Below are 18,883 nucleotides of genomic sequence, written 5' to 3'. Positions count from 1 at the left end.
TCCCAATATTAGTTTATTATATAATTATGCTAGCATTTGTTCAGCATAACCTCCAATATAACTTCATCGGTATTTTTCATTCCGATGTTTGAAACCTTGGCAAGGTTTTGTATTGTTTTTTCGGGCGTGTCTCCCAAAATGCCGTTGTCATCCGGTATGAATATATTTTTAAGCGCCATTTCTGACGCATCTACGGCCGCATCAACGGAAATGGACAGCTTGTAAGAGCAGCCTAGCTTTGCTCCGTCACACAGCATCCCTGAAATTCCTGCTACCATGTTGTTAATTGACGATTTGATCTGTGTTGAGCTTCCCCCCAGCAGATAAGTGAGCCCTGCAGCACATCCCACGCCTGCTGCCACACCGCAGCCGCACACGGGAGACAGTGCTCCAAGATGGACTTTCACGAATATGGTGACCAGGTGACTGAGGGTAATGGCTCGTATTATTTTATCCTGCGTAATGTTGTTTCTGCTTCCGATAAAAGCAATCGGAATTATTGCCACAAGACCGTGATTTCCGGAGCCTGCGCTGCTCATTACCGGCAGCAGGTATCCCGACATTCGTGCTTCCGATGCTGCTGCCGTATAGGCCTTGGCCATGGAAAACACATCCTGGGCATGGCTGTAGAAGTAACCTGCAAGTCCGATTCCCGTGTGTTCAGATAAACCTGCGTCCGCTATTCTCATATTCATGTCTATGCCATTTTGAATGAATGCAATGTCATCAATGGCGACGCTGTCTGAGAACCGGATAAGGTCATCTATTGAAAAATTTTTTATCATATACTTTATTTCAATATTTTGAACAAGCTTATCTGTTGATTCTATACCCGCCGTACACGGCTTGTCAACCAGTACTTTGCCATTTTTGCTTTCGTACACGATATTGGTGTGTGCGTTTCGTATAACAACTTCTGAATTATCTGATTTGCCTGTAGCCCTCACCCTTATGTAAAGACCGCTGATTGTATCGTTCAGGCTAAGCTTTATGATGCCGGATTCCACCAGCTTCAACGCCCTGTCGATGCTTTCGTTGTCCACGTCCTTCAGAACCTCCAGAATGTACTGGGATTTTCCTATAACCAGCGACAGAGCGGCGGCGAATAATATTCCGTGTTCGCTGGTTCCCGGAATACCCACACTCATGCCGTTTTTCAAAATATTTTTGTCCACTTCTATATCAAGCTTTGTAACTTCACAGCCTAAAATTTCCTTTGCCCTGGCAACCGCGTAAGCAACGGCTCCCGGTTCGGTACATCCCAGTGCGGGAGTAACCTGGTTTCTAAGTATTTCAATAAGCAGATTTGTATTCATGTTTCTACCTCCTTTGCTTTATTTATGCATAAATCGTGCCAACTGTCAAAATCAGGGAACCGCCAGATTTCAACGATTGTAAAATAAAGTACATGACTGCAAAAAAAGAAATTATCATATTTGATAATATATTGGTTGTTAGACATAAAAGTATTGACAAACAAAGGACCTTGCATTTATTAAAATTGCTAAACGTTTATCAAATTTGATAAAAAGAAGATTCGGGGAATTACGATGATAAAATGACATAATATTTTTGCTAATATTTCCCTCAGGCAGGAATTTAACTTTTTTATTTGTATAATTTATATTATAATATAATCAAACAATTAACGGGGGTGGAATATTGAACTACAATGACGCAATAAGTTTTATCCGCACAGTACATAACAACGGCACGAAACTCGGTCTTGAGCGAACGAAAAGGCTTACAGAACTTTTGGGAAACCCTCAGGAAAGTTACAGAATTGTTCATGTGGCGGGAACCAACGGTAAGGGTTCCACCTGCAACATGATACATGATGTGCTGGTTGCTTCGGGCTATAAGACCGGCTTGTTTATCAGTCCGCATCTGGAGGAGTATACGGAAAGGATTCAAATCAACAAGGTGCCTATCGACAGAGAATCGCTGACACGAATCGCTGAAATTGTCAAAGAAAAGATAGACATAATGAGAGGCGAGGGAGTAGATGAGCTTACGGAATTTGAAGTAATTACAGCCATTGGCTTTAAGTATTTTCAGGAACAGAAAATAGACGTCCTGGTGCTTGAGGTGGGCATGGGGGGAAGGTATGACGCCAGCAACGCCATTCGCGAAAGCATTTTGTCAGTAATTACATCCGTTGGTCTTGATCACACTGAATTTCTGGGAAACACCCTGAAGGAAGTGGCCTACGAAAAAGCAGGCATTATTAAGGAAAATTCTCAGGTTGCTGTTTACCCGCAGTCCCGTGAGGTCGTTGACGTCATACTGCAGGAAGCCGGGAAAAAACATGCGGCAGTGTACCTGGCGGACTCAGAGGACGTAAGGCTCATTAACAGCGATTTGACTGGACAAACCTTCGAGTACAGGAAAAAGGATGTGTTTGACCTGCCAGAAGTAAGGATTAATTTTCTCGGAGAGCACCAGCTTCGAAATGCAGCCACCGCTATTTTGGCACTGGAACTGTTGAAGAAGTCCGGGTTTTCCATAACGGAGGAAAGCATTTTAAAAGGACTTGCAGGCTGCACTTATGCCGGAAGGTTTGAAGTAATAAGCAAACATCCGCTCATCATTCTGGACGGCGGTCACAACAAGGACGGAATCGAGGTTTTTGCAAAAACAGTTTCCGAAAATCTCAAGGGCAGGAAATTAACATTGTTCTATGGAATGCTGCGGGACAAAAATCCGGAAACAGTGCTTGATTACCTGCATGCCATAAGCAAAAAAATATACACTCTGACACCTGACAGCGACAGGGCAATGAATTCGGTCGACCTGGCACAGCTTATTAAAAACCGTATCGGTATTGAAGCAGTGCCTTTAAAGGATGATGCTGAAATAATTCCGCTGGTAGACAGCCTTGAGGAAGATGAAGCGGCTGCCTTTGTGGGTTCATTGTATATGATAGGAAAAATAAGGACGCTTCTTAGAAAGCATATAACGGAAAAAGCATACTAAAGAGGATAACGATGAGTTTACTTATGAGCATCAGGACAGAGCTTTCCCACATAGTTGAAGCTTTGAAAGCAGTGACGAACGTGGATATTTTAATCGTGGATGAAAATCTCGACCGTGTTGTTTCAACTGTAGAAAAAAACTTTGAAACAGGAGCCAGGGCTCCCATGTATTCTGCTTTTCATAATTGCATGATCACCGGAGAACAGTACTTTCTTGAAAATCCCAAGGACGATCCTGTCTGCCTCAACTGCACATCCAGGAACACATGCAGGGAGCTGATTGAATTTTGCATACCGGTAAGGTTCAGCGGCCGTATCATAGGCGTGCTTGGAATGTGCGCATACGATGAGCTGGCAAAACAAAATCTCCTGATGAACAAGGAAAGCTACATGAATTTTGAAAGCCAGTTAAGCCACATAATTTCAACCATACTGAGCGAAAAAAACATAACGCGGAAACTGGAATACAGGTCATCGGAGCTTTTGACCATAATAAACTCCATAAACGAAGGAATTGTCATAGTAAACAACAAAAAAGACATCATTACAACCAACAATTATATAAATGAAAAACTGAAATCAACTGCAGGTTCATCGATGAACCTGCGGGAGCTTTTGCCTGAAACAGCCTACAGGAAGCTGTCATCCCAGAATTTCAGCGGGGAAACAGGGCCTGTGAAGATTAAGGGAATGGAATTCATGATCAGCGCAAACCCCATCATCATAAAGGATACTCAGGAAGGGACAGTGCTGGTGCTTTCAGATTTTGACAAGATGAAGGAATCCGTTCTTGAGCAGAACAGAATGAAGGATCTCATAACATTCGATGAGATTGTCGGAGAAAGCGAAGCCATACGCCAGGCCAGACGTGAAGCCGTCCAGGTTGCTGAAAGGGACGCTTCCGTTCTCATAATCGGAGAAACAGGAACAGGTAAGGAGGTTTTTGCCAGGGCAATCCATTCAGCCAGCCGTAGAAAAAGCGAAGTGTTCATGGCTGTCAACTGCGGCGCCATACCTGAAAACCTCATCGAAAGTGAGCTGTTCGGTTATGAGAGCGGTTCATTTACCGGGGCCAGCAGCTCAGGCAGAGCCGGAAGGTTTGAAATATGCAGGGACGGAACGTTGTTCCTGGACGAGATTGGAGACCTTCCTTTCATGATGCAGGTGAAGCTTAACCGTGCTCTTGAGGAAAAAGAAATAGTGAGAGTGGGAGGTCATACTCCCATAAAGGTCAACCCCAGGATAATTTCTGCAACACATAAGAACCTGGGGGACCTGGCGCAAAAGGGACTCTTCAGAGACGACCTTTACTACAGGCTCAACGTTGTTCCCATATATCTTCCTGCCCTCAGGGAAAGAGGATATGATGTAATAATACTTGCCAGGTATTTTTTAAGCCGCTTCGCCAAGGTGTATGGAAAGGACCTGCAGGGGTTTACTGCGGAAGCCGAAAAGGTTCTGATGAAGCACAGTTTTCCGGGAAACATAAGGGAACTGAGAAATCTGGTGGAATACGCAGTTATTTTTGAGGAAGACAGCCTGGTTGGAGCGCAGAACTTAAAGCGTAAAATGGGCAAGGGAATAGAAACGGAAGACTTAAGTCTGGCTGAACTTACCCGGGTCTACGAGAAAACCGTCATAGAAAGCAAGATTAAAAATCTGGGCAATTCGGTGGATTCAAAAAAAGAAGCAGCCAGGCAGCTGGGCATAAGCATAGCAACCCTGTACAGGAAGCTGGAATCGTGATGATGCAAAAGTCCAATGAACGGTAAAATCAAATAAGTTTTTGACTTTATAGGGGTTTTGGGGTAAAATAGTATATTAGATTATAAATATCAGATGAGGTTACAATGAACAGAAACTTAAAAACATCAAGCATTACAGAAGCTGCTATGATTACAGGCATTCTTGTAGTGGTGGCATATCTGTCTTCTTTTTTTTCAATTGTAATGTTTTTTTACCCTACGCCGGCAATAATACTTGCTAAGAGGAAGGGACTTAAGTATTCGGCTCTTTCGCTTATAGCTTCCGATATACTGATTTCAATGCTTTTAGGGATTCAGACAGGAATGATATTCCTGATTTTATACACACCGCTGGCTGTGGCTTTGTCCTACGGAGTGTGCAGGGACGAGGATGCCAACAAGACCATACTTTACGGCTCCGCAGCATACATGGTTTCATTCGTGGTATTGATACTGCTTATGAATGCAGTCATGGGAATAAATTTTGTGCAGCAGATGACAGAAATGTACGATGAAAGCATAAATATAATGAAAGAAATGGTTTCAAACGCTCCAGCAGGCATGGGCGGCGCGGATACCGAAAACATGATAAAAACCTTCGACGAAATGGGAAAGACCATGAACTTCATAATAACCAACGTGTTTCCTGCAATAATGGTAGTATCATCCGTACTGACTTCCTATATAAACTATGTGGTTGCAAGCAGGTTTGCAAGGCGTTTCTCCATAGACATAAAGCAGCATGAAGGTCTGAGCTACTTTTCATTTCCAAGGTCTTTCATGATCGGCATGGCAGGGCTTTTGCTTTTGTCCTTCCTGCTTAGTTTGGTAAACATAAACGTGTCTGCAATTCAGGTCAATCTGTTCATGATTGTTTTTGCGGCAATGTTCATACAGGGATTTGCGGTATTGAAGTTTTACCTGATGAGATCAGCCATGAGCAGGGCGCTGAAGACAATAATAATGGCGACGGTGCTGCTGATGAGCGCAGGACTGGCGCAGATGCTGGCTGTAATAGGACTTATGGATCTGGCTATCGATTTGAGAAAGATAAAATAAGCTTTATGGAGGTAATATTTTGAATGATAAAATGACTCCTAAGTTTTTGAAGGATGACAGTGTTATTTATTTCGTAGTGATAATTTTTCTGATTGCGGTGTTCCTCATTGAAGGCATGTATATTTACGTGGGATTTTCCGGACTGCTTCTTCTTGGCGTGACGGCATTTGCGCTGAGAAAGCAGGTAATCAGGGAAAGGGAACTAAAAAATTACATCATAGAATACACCAAGAACATAGAAAATTTGTCAGTGAATTCCTTTTATTACTCTCCTTTGCCAATTTGCATCATAGGTCCCGGCGGCAAGGTATTCTGGTTCAACAGCAAGTTTCGGGAACTGGCAGGCAGCCAGGCCGAAGAAATTGAAAACATAGAGGAATTTGACAAGGATTTTCCCATTAAGTCAATAGAAGGCAACAAGGAAGGGACAATAAACAATATTGAAATTGACAAGCCTGCAAGGAGCTTCAACCTTATGTACCACGAGCTTGAGGAGGGAAGGTTCGGACATGGCAGGTCATACGTGTGCTACTGGAGCGAAACCACCGCATACACAAGCCTCAAGACAAGGTACAACGATGAAAGAACCATTGCAATTCTTGTTCAGATAGACAACTACGACGAAATATCCGAAAAGCTTGACAAGGGCGAAAAGTCTGCCATGACTGCGGAGGTTGAAAAGATTCTCAATAAGTACGCTTCCGAAATGAACGGCTTTGTGCTCAAGTACGACACATACAAGTTTTTGATGATGATAGAAAACAAGTACCTGGAAACATTGGAATCCAGGAAGTTTCCGATGCTTGACGATGTAAAAAACCTTAAGGGCAGCGGGGATTTCAATTTCACACTCAGCATCGGCACAGGAGCACTGGCCAAGAATCTTACCCAGCTCATAGACTATGCGAAGGGAGCCCTGGATGTGGCTCTTGGAAGAGGCGGCGACCAGGCAGTTGTTAAAAGAATTAATTCCGTAAAGTTTTACGGAGGAAACAGCAAGGCTGTTGAAAAGAGGACCAAGGTCAAGGCAAGAATCATTTCTTACGCCTTGAGGCAGATAATCGATCAAAGCTCCAATGTTCTCATAATGGGCCACAGAGTAGGGGACATGGACAGCCTGGGCGCATCCATTGGTCTTTACAGCATTGCCAGAAGCAGGGGCAAGAAGGCTAACATAGTTCTAAACAACGTGAACTATGCCCTGAAGAACATGCATGAAAGAATGAAGCATGAGGAAAGCCACTACAAGGATGCACTCATAACCACCGAGGCGGCTATGACAATTATTGATGCCAACACACTGGTTGTTGTGCTGGATACTCACAGAAAAAGCTACGCCGAAGCACCTGAGCTTCTTGACAAAATAGACAAAATCGTCCTCATAGACCATCACAGAAGGAGCGAGGAATACATCGAAAACACTCTTTTGGACTATATCGAGCCCTACGCTTCCTCTACATGCGAGCTGGTCTCAGAGATCGTGCAGTACATGGATGACCACATAAAGCTCACCAAGTTCGAGGCTGATGCCTTGCTGGCGGGAATAGTGGTGGATACAAACTCATTTACGTTCAAGACTGGTGTCAGAACCTTCGAGGCTGCTTCATTTCTGAGGAGAAACGGAGCAGATACGGCTGACGTCAAGCAGCTGTTCAATGAAAGTCTGGACTCCATGAAGAAAAAGACTGAAATAATTGAAAGGTCGGAAATACTTTTCGGTGATGTGGCGGTGTCATATATTGATGAAATTTCTGAGGATTCCAATGTAATAGCTGCGCAGAGCGCCGATGAGCTTCTGACAATCAAGGATGTGAAACTAAGTTTTGTTCTTGTGAGAAACAAGGACTACATCAATATAAGCGGCCGGTCCACCGGTAACGTGAATGTCCAGGTTATAATGGAATCATTGGGCGGAGGAGGACATCTGAACATGGCCGGCGCCCAGATACCGACCCAGGACATGGAAGAAGCCAAGGAAAAATTATATGAGGCAATTACCAATTATAAGAAGGAGATTAAGAACAAATGAAAGTGATATTACTTGAAGACGTTAAGAACGTGGGAAAAAAGGGACAGATTATAAATGCCAAGGACGGCTACGCAAGAAATTTTCTTTTCCCGAAGAACTTAGCCATAGAAGCTAATGACAGCAACATGAAGAATCTGGAACATGCAAAAAAGCAGAAGGAAGCAAAGGAACTGGAAATTCTTCAGGAGGCCAAGGCACTTGAAGAAAAACTGTCCGGTGTGACTGTAGTGATCAAGACCAAGACAGGAGAAAACGGAAAGCTATTCGGTTCCATAACAACAAAGGAAATAGCTGAGATTCTGGAAAAGGAACACGGCTACTCTTTTGACAAGAAAAAACTTGAACTGGATGATGCAATAAAGTCGGTAGGCGAATATTTCGTAAAAGTAAGGCTTCACCCCACAGTAAATGCAAAGGTGAAGGTAATAGTAACAGAAAAGTAAGAGGTTGAAATGTCAGAATTGATGAATTTAGGAAAAGTGCCGCCCCACAATGCGGAAGCGGAGCAAACGGTTCTTGCCGCTGCAATGATAGACCACCTTGCTGTTGAGAAGATAATCAACTTGCTGAACAACGAAGATTTCTACTACGAGGCCAACAGGGAAATCTTTGACAGCATCAAGCAGGTTCATATTCAGAATATTCCCGTTGACGTGCTCACTGTTTCCGAAGAGCTGAAGAAAAGAGGAAAGATTGATTACATCGGCGGATTCGAATATTTGGCAAAGTTAACCGAAAATATAATAACTTCCAAAAATGTTGAGGCATACTGCAACATAATCAGAGAAAAGTCAACCCTGAGAAAGCTCATAAGCGCTTCCAACGAGATTATCGAAAAAGGATACAGGGAAAACGACGAAGTGCAGAAGATCATAGAGCTTGCGGAGTCCAGGATTTTCGCCATATCACAGAACCGAAGCATCAACAGCTTCACCGAAATAAAGGACGTGCTCATGAACGTCTTCAACCAGCTTGAGGAAAGGGCCATGAACAAGGGAAGCCTCACGGGGATCACAACAGGCTATGATGATTTGGACAGGATGACGTCCGGACTTCAGAGATCAGACCTCATTCTTCTGGCTGCAAGACCTTCCATGGGAAAGACCGCATTGGCTCTGAACATTGCCATGAACGCCGTGAAAACCGGAGCCTCAGTTGCCATGTTCAGTCTGGAAATGTCAAAGGAGCAGTATGTTCAAAGAATCATAAGCATGGAATCCATGGTTGAGAGCACAAAACTTAGGACAGGCAATCTGGAAGACGATGACTGGAGCAGGCTCATTTCAGTCATGAGCACAATTTCAAACTACAATGTGTTCATAGACGACACTGCATCCGTTTCACTGTTTGAGGTAATGTCCAAGTGCAGAAGGCTCAAGCTGGAGAGGGGACTGGACCTCATAGTCATAGACTACCTTCAGCTTATGACAGACGGAGGAAAGGGAGGAGACAACAGGCAGCAGGAAATATCAAACATTTCAAGAGGCTTGAAAGCTCTGGCAAGGGAGCTTGACTGCCCGGTAATCGCTCTGTCCCAGCTTTCTCGTGCACCGGAGCTTCGTCAGGACCACAGGCCTATAATGTCTGACCTTAGAGAGTCCGGAGCCATAGAGCAGGATGCGGATGTGGTAATGATGCTTTACAGGGATGAATACTACTTCAAGGAAGAGTCCGAGAAGAAGGGAATAACCGACGTCATAATAGCCAAGCATAGAAACGGCCCCGTAGGCACCGTGGAGCTTGCATGGATAGGACAGTATACGAAGTTCGGAAACATTCAAAAATAATTAAGAATTAAGAATGAAGAAAATAAAATTAAGAATTAAGAATGAAGAGTGAAGAATTAACGGACAAAAAATTCAGGCGAGCCTGAATTTTTTTAATTTAATAAGGACTTGTGCGCGCACAAGTCCTTTCCGCAATTCTTAATTCTTAACTATTAATTCTTAATTATTTACACTTTTCTTGCAATTATAATCTTGCTGCCGGGTACCAGGACGTTGTCCGGAGGAAGTTCGTTGAGCTCCTTCAGATAGTTTATGGACAGGTTGTAGTTCTTCGCAATATCCCACACTGTTTCGCCGGGCTGAACAACTCTGAATATGAGGCTGGGCATCTTGCTGTGATCCACAGGTCCCACTTCCTCTATGTTGCTGATGACTTCTATTTCATCTTCATCTCTGAACTTCATGGATACATTTATATCGCAGCTTACAATCACAGAATTGCTTCCCTTTCTGTATGCGCTGCACTTGCTTAACTTGATTGCTGAATCAACATTTGGAGCAGCTTCCCCTTCAAGGTCTATGGAGGCGGTGAAAGGCATGGAGCCGTAGGCTTTGTCGATCTTGTTTATGTCTGAGTTCAGGTAAAGCACATTGACGTCAAGGAATCCGTCGACAACATACCTGTCTTCGTAAAGCCTTTTTTCTGAAATTTTCGGGCTGAAGTCCACTGTATAAATGTCTTTGACTGTACCTGAGAGCACATCCAGGTTGCTTTCAAACTTGACTGTCTTGTTCTTTATATCCTTGAGGGAGTTCAGCTTCACCTTGTCTGAAGTCAGCTGAAGAAGCGACTCCGTGGAATAGCAGTCTGTTATGATGTTTTTTTCAACAGTATCATAAAGTGTTGCATTGATGGTGAACGGCAGATTGAACTCAATGAGCCTTTTTTCGTTATCATAGTTTTCTGCGGTGTTAAATGTCATTTCGCCGGGAATTATGTCTATATCCTTGAGAGCGCTTCCGCCTGAGTTCTTCGCTTCAAGGTAGTGGGTGAAGGGAAACTCTTCGGACACATAGCCAGGAGTGCTCAGGCTGTTGTTTTCGGCGTACAGGAAACCAACCTTGCAGATTCCTTCCACAAGCATTTTGTCGTCCATTTCATCAACGTTTGTTACGTAAACGCTTGATTCAGACTTCAGTATGCTGGCTATTTCGTCGGAATTCTTTCCTATTTCAACTCCATCACTGATGCTGGCTTCCTCGGACAGCATCCTTGACGTGTCTGTATACCTGATGTTTCTGGTTTTTGCCTGGAAGCTTCCGTCAGATTCAAGGTTGGACACGAAATCAACTGGATGGCTGCTGATAACATCCGTATCGAGCATAACCACTGACTTCACCTGGTATGTTCTTTCTGTGAGAGGCTCGGCGTCCATGTAATCTATGTATGCTCTTGGCTGAACATCCATATGATCTGAAGCTCCGGCCACAGGTATTTCTTCTGAGAACGGAATGCTGCCTGATACCGAGCAGACAACTGTCTCTTCATCGTTGGAACGGTATATTATGTTGTAGACTACGTTGCCATAAACATCAACCTTTCCGCTGCCTGCGGATGTACCGGTAATCTTAACCTTGCCTTCTGTTGAAATTATTTTTTCTATATCAGGCAGGCTGTCGGCAACAGTAAATTCGTTTTCCAATAACACTTCATTGGAGCTTGAATCAATAATCTCATTAATATTGAATGTATCGCTGAATAATTTAAACAAAATAAATCCTCCTTTAAGACGTGCTAAATTTCAGTATTCTTTTATAAATGTATATGCGAAATAAAATATACATAGTACAACTTGTTTGAAAAAGAAAAAAATTTTTAATAAAATTATTGACCTTTTAACTCTTTTAATATAGAATTGGAAAGTAAATATTTTATCTGAATTTGTTGTTTTATTTAAAGTTTTGTGATTGTTACGGATACAGCAATTATATATTTTAAAAATAGTGGAGACTAAAAAAAAAACCCCTTTTTTGTCTCCATTTTTATTTTTCAGAACAATTGCAGAATCAACATAGTAGGAACTATTAAATAAAAAGCAGGTGAATAACAGGAGTACAGGAGGAAAAAATGCCAAAGTATATTTTTATTACGGGAGGAGTTGTGTCTTCCCTGGGGAAAGGAATTACAGCAGCTTCTCTGGGAAGACTTTTGAAGGCCAGGGGACTGAAGGTTACACTGCAGAAGTTTGACCCATATCTGAATGTGGATCCGGGAACAATGAGCCCGTACCAACACGGAGAAGTTTTCGTTACGGACGATGGAGCAGAAACTGACCTGGACCTTGGTCATTACGAGAGAATAGTCGATATTGACCTTACGCAGTACAGCAGCATCACATCAGGGAAAATTTACTGGTCTGTGCTGAACAAGGAAAGAAGAGGAGACTATCTGGGAGGAACCGTGCAGGTAATTCCTCACATCACAAATGAAATCAAGTGCATGCTGAAAAGAATAACTACTGTTTCAGACGTGGATGTTGTCATCACTGAAATAGGCGGAACTGTAGGTGATATCGAGAGCCTTCCGTTTTTGGAAGCAATACGACAGATGCGCTACGAGGTTGGCAGAGAAAATGTAATGTACATACATGTTACATTGCTTCCGTATCTTTCAAAGGCCGGAGAGCTGAAAACTAAGCCCACACAGCATAGCGTAAAGGAACTTTTAAGCATTGGGATACAGCCTGACATGCTTGTTTGCAGGACAGAAAAGGAGCTCACATCTGATTTGAAGGCGAAGATTGCCCTGTTCTGCAACGTTGACAAACAAAACGTGATTCCAAATACAGATGCAGACTCTCTGTATGACGTGCCGCTTCTTCTGGAAAAAGAAGGTCTTGCAAACCTGGTATGCAAGTTCTTCGGATTTGATTGTTCGGAGCCGGACCTTACAGAGTGGAGAGACATGGTTCAGAGGGCAAAAAACCCAACTCACAAGGTTAAGATCGCCTTAGTGGGCAAGTATGTGGAGCTGAGGGATGCGTACCTTTCCGTTGCTGAAGCCCTAAAACATGCAGGAATTGATAATGCTGCCGAAGTTGAAATTTCATGGGTGCATTCAGAAATAGTGAATGAAGACAACTACAGGGACATTATGAAGGGACATGACGGAATACTTGTTCCCGGAGGCTTCGGAGACAGAGGAATCGAAGGTAAAATTCTGGCAGCAAGATATGCAAGGGAAAACAAAAAGCCATTCTTGGGAATATGCCTTGGAATGCAGATGGCTGTTGTGGAGTTTGCAAGAGACGTCCTTTCATACGAAGGCGCCGACAGCACAGAGTTCAATGAAGATACAAAGTACCCCATGATTCACATCATGGAAGACCAGAAGACTGTTGAAAACAAGGGAGGAACCATGAGGCTTGGAACATATCCCTGCAGGCTCATGGACGGGACCAAGGCCAAGGAAGCCTACGACGGTGCTGACATGATTCACGAAAGGCACAGACACAGATACGAGTTCAACAATGCATTCAGGGATGTCTGCAAGGAGAACGGATTGATAATTTCCGGCGTTTCACCGGACAACAAGCTTGTTGAAATAGTGGAACTCAAGGATCACCCGTGGTTTGTGGCTGCTCAGTTCCATCCTGAATTCAAGTCAAGACCAACTAGAAGCCACCCGCTGTTCAAGCACCTGGTAAAGGCAGCGATTGAAAATCAATTAATAATTAATAATTAAGAATTAAGAATTATGGGAGGCATTGTGCAAAAGCACAATGCCTTTATTTTTTATATAAATAACATCCGTTGGTTTTCCAACGGATGTTTTCCATTAATTCTTCACTCTTCATTCTTAATTTAAATAAATTCTTCATTTGACTGATTATCAATTATCAATTGTCAACCGCTTCATCGCTCCAGCATACATACTGGCTAAAAGAAGTATCTGGGGAGTCAGTAAGACTGAGTCCACCGTTCCGTGGATAAGAGCCATGGAAAGCACTGCGAAGGCCGTAACCCACGTTTCTTTTTGTCTGGAAGCTTTTATGTTATGAAGAACAGCACAAACGACCCTGTAAAGAAGTGTTGAAGCAACTAGTGCACCTATTGCCCCTGTTTCCGTGAATACCTGCAGGTATATGTTGTGGCAGTGTTCGATGTTTGGCTTTACGGCGTCAGAGTAGCTGGAAATATGCTTGAACAAGGTGCCGAAGCCTATTCCGGTGAAGAAATGATCCCTTATGATGTTCAGGCAGGCCTTCCATATTTCAATTCTGTAGAGGAATGAACTGTCGCCGGCTGCCCTCGTTGGGCTCACCCTGCCTATGCCAAGCAACGCATCGGAGCCGAAAATGGCAGCCGAAACAAATGCTGCATATTTAAGGTACTTCCTGTCAAACAGGCTGGCTGCTAAAAGCGACGCTATGAGCGAAATCCAGGCTGTACGTGAAAATGTGAGAAACAGACACACAAGTCCAAGGACCATGGCTGCAAGCTCCATGCCCGGGTTACGCAGGTCCAGCTTTTCACAGGCCATTATTACTATGAAGTTTATGAAGAAACCAAATACGTTTGGATTGTAGAATGTAGAATATATTCTCCTGCTCAGCTTGAACTGTCCTGCATCCACCCACTTGGACGGCATGGAGAAATCAGGGCTCAAAAACTGGGCTATGCCGATTAAAAAAACAATTATTGACACCATAAACAACAATTTTTTGGCTTTCTGCAGATCCTGTGCATTTATGGACGAAAAAAACAGATAATAGGAAAACATGCAAAGTCCAAACATGGCTGCAAAGGCAGAAGATATGAGTCTGTAACGGGAAAACAGCACCCCTGTAACACAGTACAGAGCCACGAGCACAAATTCGTCCTGTGCAGCTTTGTGATTGAAGGCTGAAGATGGGACGCTGGCAATAAAAACTGCTGCAACAAACACATATGCAGCAGGAACAAACACAATGGATGATATTAACAGCAAAAATACTTTAATACAGCTTTTTTCAGATGCTGCTTCCAAAGTTTTGCCTGAAATTTCGTAATTCATGAAAACCTCTGATTAAATTTTTTCTTTATTCTGTGTAACTATGTAGTAAAAGATACCTGCTAAAATGATTATTCCGCCTGCAAGGGTATACAGGGTTGGAATTTCACTGAAGAAAAACAATGCCATTATGCTTGCGAATATGGGCTCGCTGAGAGTTGAAACCGAAATCAGCGTTGAAGAGAAATATTTCACCAGGTAGTTGTATACCGTGTGTCCCAGTATGGAGCAGAAAAATGCCAGTGCGAAAAAGAGGACGAATTCTCTTGCCGGATACGGATAAATTGGAATGTTGCCTGCAATGCACATTGCAAAAAGAACAACGGCTGAAACAGAGTACACTATGAATACGTAAGTTCCGGCACTGAGGCGTTTTCTTACAATGCCGCCTATGACCAGGTACACAGCCACGAAAATTGCTCCGAGAAATGCCAGAACGTTCCCGGCCATCATGCTGTTTTGGCTGCCGCCCGCAGAACCCATGGCTATTATGAATGTTCCTGCCAGGGACATGGCTATGCCTATGACCATCCGGTATGACGGTCGTTCCTTCATTATGAAGAAGTTCAATATGGCCACAAACATAGGGCTGCAAGCCACAAGAACCGTTGAATTTGCTATGGTGGTCATCTGTATGGAAGAAATCCACGACGCGTAGTGCAGTGCCAGGAAAAAACCGCTGGCTGCGCAAAGCGCGAAGTCCTTAGCTGAAATTTCGGAAAATTCATTTTTGTTCCTGTACAAGACGGGAAATAAAAGCATGAGGCATGTGAAGAGCATGCGGTATGCCGATATTGCCAGCGCCGGTGCGTTTGAAAACCTGATTATTATGCTTGACAGCGACGTAAAGAACGTTCCTGCCAGTATCCAGTATTTTGACGGTGTTTTTTCCATGATTACCTGCCTTTCGATGTAATAATAGCATAAGAGGTTTATTATTTCAATACGGTAACAAAAAGAATAGCTCAATATAATATATAATAAAAAAAATTGTTCAGGAGGCAGCCATGATTGATATTTTCAGTTCCATATCGTTAGTGTACCTAATAAACATTGCTTTGGCTGTCGTTGTGATTTTTTTGGAGAGGAAGGATCCCACAGCCACGCTGGCATGGGTCCTGGTACTGCTTGTTTTCCCGGGGTTCGGATTTTTGCTCTACCTCATTCTTGCGCGAAACTTCAGCAGCAAGAAACTCTTTGCCATGAAAATATATACAAGAAAAACTTTCGGCGAATACATAGCAATACAGCAGGAATTGTTCAATTCCGGAAAGCTGGTGTTAAACGACAAAAACACTGAAAGGTTCAGGGACCTGATAAAGATGAACCTTTTCTACCACGGTTTTTCCTATACCCAGAACAATGATGTAAAGATATATACGGACGGTAGGGATAAGTTTAAGGAGCTTTTCGAGTACATGGAGAAAGCCGAAAACCACATTCATGTGCAGTACTACATCATACGGGACGATGAACTGGGAAACAGACTTTTTGAGATGTTGAAGAAGAAATCATCGCAAGGAGTAGAGGTCAGGCTTTTATACGATTCCGTGGGTGGCAGGAAAATAGCAAAGGAAAAAATACGCGAGCTAAACGATGCAGGCGTTAAGGTTGCAGTGTTTTTTTCCGGCCGTCTGCCGTTTTTGAATTTCAAGGTCAACTACCGAAACCACAGGAAAATTGTGGTCATTGACGGCAGGACAGCATTCATCGGAGGCTTTAACATAGGAAACGAGTACCTGGGGCTGGACAGCAAAATCGGGTACTGGAGAGACACGCACCTGAAGATATGCGGAGATGCCGTCCTGGACCTTCAGATGCGCTTTTTCCTTGACTGGAGCCACACGTACCATGAGGAGCTTGTGTTCATGCCGTCTTATTTTCCTGACAGCAACAATGAGGGAAAGGTGGGCATACAGATTGTAAGCAGCGGACCGGACCAGCCCGATGAGAACATAAAAAGCTCCTATGTGAAAATGATCAGCTCTGCAAAGGAAAGCATCATTATCCAGACGCCATACTTCATTCCGGATTCAAGTGTTTTTGAAGCCATAAAGATAGCTGCCATGTCCGGTGTAGATGTCCGTATAATGATTCCATGCAAACCTGACCATCCCTTTGTGTACTGGGCCACCTACTGGTACTGCGGAGGGCTTCTTAAGTACGGCGTAAAGGTGTACACCTACGAGTACGGTTTTCTTCATGCCAAGACCCTGGTGGTGGACAAAACGGTATCGTCCGCCGGCACGGCAAATTTCGATATGAGGAGCTTTAAGCTTAATTTTGAAAGCAATGCAATAATCTACGACAGCCATGTTTCAGAAATGCTGTACAACATATTCATGGAGGATTTGTATTATTCGGCGCAGCTTACAAGGGAACTTTATCTGGAAAGAGGGATAACCGTAAAGTTTAAGGAGTCTGTCAGCAGGCTTCTTGCTCCTCTGCTTTGAAATAGATTGATATTTTTCATTAAATTGGTATAATTAGGTATAACTCAAGAAAAGGTGATAGTGTGAAAAGATATTTTGCAATATACAACCCTTCATCCGGGAAGGAGCTGGCTTCACAGAAAATATTCCATGTTTCCGAAACAATCATGGAAATAGAAGATGTTGAGATGACGTTTGTTGCCACCAAGAAGAAGGGTGACGGTGAAACGGCTGCCATGAGGGCGTGCCGTGAAGGATACGATCTTATAATTTCCTGCGGAGGAGACGGAACGGTTCATGAGATAGTCAACGGCATAATGAAAAGCGAGAAAAGGACCAGACTCGCCATTCTTCCTGCAGGAACAGTGAACGATTTTGCGGAACAGCTTAGGATGCCCAAGGCATACGCAAATTTTGCCTCACTTTTGATGAAGAAGAAATTCAGGACCATTGATGTGGGAAAAATGAACGATGATTACTTCATAAACGTTGTGGGAGGAGGAGCCTTCACCAGCATTCCTCACAGCGTGACAGTGGAAGCAAAGACCATACTCGGCAAGTATGCCTACTATTTCAAGGCTGCGCTGCAGGTGCCCGGTGAGCTTGAAAGCTGTCATGACATAACGTATGAAATTGACGGTGAAACATACAGGTTCAACACGCTTTTGTTCCTCATAGTAAACTCGGCGGGAGCAGGAGGGTTCAAGTACCTTTGTCCCAACGCAAAACTCAACGACGGTCTCGTGGACATAGTCATATTCGAAAAAACAAATAATGCTGACCTCCTTCAGATATTCACGAAGGTTTTTAACGGTCAGCACATCACTCATCCCAAGGTTCATTACTACCAGGGAAGCAATATTAAAATCAGCTCCGACAAGAAATTGTCAGTGGACATGGACGGAGACTTCGGAGGATATGCTCCTGCCGAAATTACTTCTGTACACGATGCCATAGAGCTGCTGGTTCCTTAAGAGACAGTTTTTAAGAAGTTGTTGATGAGATTTATGGATTTTTTTGCAGCAATCTGCACGAATGAGGGGAAATCCATGTGAGCCGAGCCGTCTGCCTTGTCGGAGATGGCTCTCACTATGCAGAAATCAACCTTGTTCAGGTAGCACACGTGACCTATGGCGGCACCTTCCATTTCAGCGCACAGGGCATTGAAGTTTTCAACAATGTAATTTTTCTTTTCCATACTGCAGATGAACTGGTCACCTGATGCTATGGTACCTGTGAATACCTTTGTGTTTTCCAGCTCCCTTGCAGAATCAGCTACCTTTTCCACCAGCTTTTCAGGGCATGGTATTTCTATAAGGTTCAATCCGGAAATGAGCCCTACGGGATCGCCTATGCCCGACGTGTCAAAATCGTGCTGAACAACCCTGCTTGAAACCACCAGGTCTCCTATGCCAAGCTCTGCGTTCAGGCTGCCGGCAACTCCCGTGTTTAGTATCGCGTCAGGCGAAAATTTCAATATCATGGTCTGGGCGCACACTGCAGCATGAACCTTTCCTATTCCGCATTTTGCCACCACAACGTCCTTTCCGTTCAATGTTCCCTGACAGTATGTGATTCCGCTTATTTCTTCTTTCTTTATGTTTTCCATGGATTCGATGAGTTCTGCAACCTCGATGTCCATTGCTCCGATTATTCCTATTTTCATTGTCTTCCTCCGATTTTTATAAGGGTATTTTAATATAGTGAAAAGAAAATGTCAAATATAATCGGAAAGCTTACCATCTGCCGAATTGTCCGTCCTGTACATCAAATACCTCTTCTGAAACTGATATTTTAAAAATTTTAATACCCGACTGCTGAATTTGTGTTAAAATAAACTTAACTGATAATAATAAGGGTGGA

14 protein-coding genes are annotated in these 18,883 nt (G+C 43.4%); 9 read left to right on the top strand and 5 right to left on the bottom strand.

The genetic code is table 11. The features are described from left to right. Window positions 1-29 precede the first annotated feature (29 nt). Complete coding sequence (locus AAGU76_RS10790) at window positions 30-1,316, bottom strand: L-serine ammonia-lyase, iron-sulfur-dependent, subunit alpha (RefSeq protein ID WP_342485488.1); 1,287 nt, start codon at window positions 1,314-1,316, stop codon at window positions 30-32. A 346-nt stretch (window positions 1,317-1,662) separates the two neighbouring features. On the opposite strand from AAGU76_RS10790, the gene AAGU76_RS10785 reads away from it, so the two are divergent. From AAGU76_RS10785 to dnaB, 6 genes are all read left to right on the top strand, one after another. After that, on the top strand, window positions 1,663-2,976 hold the full coding sequence (locus AAGU76_RS10785) for a folylpolyglutamate synthase/dihydrofolate synthase family protein (RefSeq protein ID WP_342485487.1): 1,314 nt from the start codon (window positions 1,663-1,665) through the stop codon (window positions 2,974-2,976). A gap of 11 nt (window positions 2,977-2,987) precedes the next feature. After that, window positions 2,988-4,721, top strand: a complete 1,734-nt coding sequence (locus AAGU76_RS10780) for a sigma 54-interacting transcriptional regulator (protein ID WP_342485486.1) — start codon at window positions 2,988-2,990, stop codon at window positions 4,719-4,721. A gap of 104 nt (window positions 4,722-4,825) precedes the next feature. Further along, window positions 4,826-5,779 (top strand): DUF2232 domain-containing protein, encoded by a 954-nt coding sequence (locus AAGU76_RS10775; protein WP_342485485.1) that lies wholly within the window; start codon window positions 4,826-4,828, stop codon window positions 5,777-5,779. A gap of 19 nt (window positions 5,780-5,798) precedes the next feature. Next, complete coding sequence (locus AAGU76_RS10770; RefSeq protein ID WP_342485484.1) at window positions 5,799-7,808, top strand: DHH family phosphoesterase; 2,010 nt, start codon at window positions 5,799-5,801, stop codon at window positions 7,806-7,808. Further along, window positions 7,805-8,251: a 50S ribosomal protein L9 gene (rplI, locus tag AAGU76_RS10765; protein ID WP_342485483.1), complete on the top strand. Its 447-nt coding sequence runs from the start codon at window positions 7,805-7,807 to the stop codon at window positions 8,249-8,251. Before AAGU76_RS10770 ends, rplI begins: the two co-directional genes overlap by 4 nt. Before the next feature lie 21 nt (window positions 8,252-8,272). After that, window positions 8,273-9,595: a replicative DNA helicase gene (dnaB, locus tag AAGU76_RS10760; protein ID WP_342485713.1), complete on the top strand. Its 1,323-nt coding sequence runs from the start codon at window positions 8,273-8,275 to the stop codon at window positions 9,593-9,595. Window positions 9,596-9,762: 167 nt separating this feature from the next. Here dnaB and AAGU76_RS10755 read toward each other — a convergent pair whose 3' ends face one another. Then, on the bottom strand, window positions 9,763-11,307 hold the full coding sequence (locus AAGU76_RS10755) for an SPOCS domain-containing protein (RefSeq protein ID WP_342485482.1): 1,545 nt from the start codon (window positions 11,305-11,307) through the stop codon (window positions 9,763-9,765). 356 nt (window positions 11,308-11,663) lie between these two features. Here AAGU76_RS10755 and AAGU76_RS10750 point away from each other — a divergent pair, with 356 nt between their 5' ends. After that, on the top strand, window positions 11,664-13,280 hold the full coding sequence (locus AAGU76_RS10750; RefSeq protein WP_342485481.1) for a CTP synthase: 1,617 nt from the start codon (window positions 11,664-11,666) through the stop codon (window positions 13,278-13,280). 147 nt (window positions 13,281-13,427) lie between these two features. Here the strand turns inward: AAGU76_RS10750 and AAGU76_RS10745 are convergent, their stop codons facing one another. Further along, window positions 13,428-14,591: an O-antigen ligase family protein gene (locus AAGU76_RS10745; RefSeq protein WP_342485480.1), complete on the bottom strand. Its 1,164-nt coding sequence runs from the start codon at window positions 14,589-14,591 to the stop codon at window positions 13,428-13,430. A 12-nt stretch (window positions 14,592-14,603) separates the two neighbouring features. Continuing rightward, on the bottom strand, window positions 14,604-15,482 hold the full coding sequence (locus AAGU76_RS10740; RefSeq protein WP_342485479.1) for a DMT family transporter: 879 nt from the start codon (window positions 15,480-15,482) through the stop codon (window positions 14,604-14,606). 113 nt (window positions 15,483-15,595) lie between these two features. Between AAGU76_RS10740 and cls the strand changes: the two genes are divergently transcribed. Together cls and AAGU76_RS10730 are read left to right on the top strand one after the other, a co-directional pair. Then, window positions 15,596-17,041 (top strand): cardiolipin synthase, encoded by a 1,446-nt coding sequence (gene cls / locus AAGU76_RS10735; RefSeq protein WP_342485478.1) that lies wholly within the window; start codon window positions 15,596-15,598, stop codon window positions 17,039-17,041. A gap of 62 nt (window positions 17,042-17,103) precedes the next feature. Then, entirely contained in the window at window positions 17,104-17,994 is an 891-nt protein-coding gene (locus tag AAGU76_RS10730; RefSeq protein WP_342485477.1) for a YegS/Rv2252/BmrU family lipid kinase, read from the top strand. Here AAGU76_RS10730 and AAGU76_RS10725 read toward each other — a convergent pair. Beyond that, window positions 17,991-18,686 carry a 5'-methylthioadenosine/adenosylhomocysteine nucleosidase gene (locus AAGU76_RS10725; protein ID WP_342485476.1) on the bottom strand — a complete coding sequence of 232 codons (696 nt, stop codon included), beginning with the start codon at window positions 18,684-18,686 and terminating at the stop codon, window positions 17,991-17,993. The genes AAGU76_RS10730 and AAGU76_RS10725 overlap by 4 nt on opposite strands. Window positions 18,687-18,883 lie beyond the last annotated feature (197 nt).

It is taken from the genome of Sedimentibacter sp. (genome assembly GCF_038562225.1).
In the GTDB taxonomy this organism is placed as follows: Bacteria; Bacillota; Clostridia; order Tissierellales; family Sedimentibacteraceae; genus Sedimentibacter.
The sequence above is the reverse complement of the archived record's forward strand: the minus strand, read 5'-3'. Positions and strand labels throughout refer to the sequence as shown.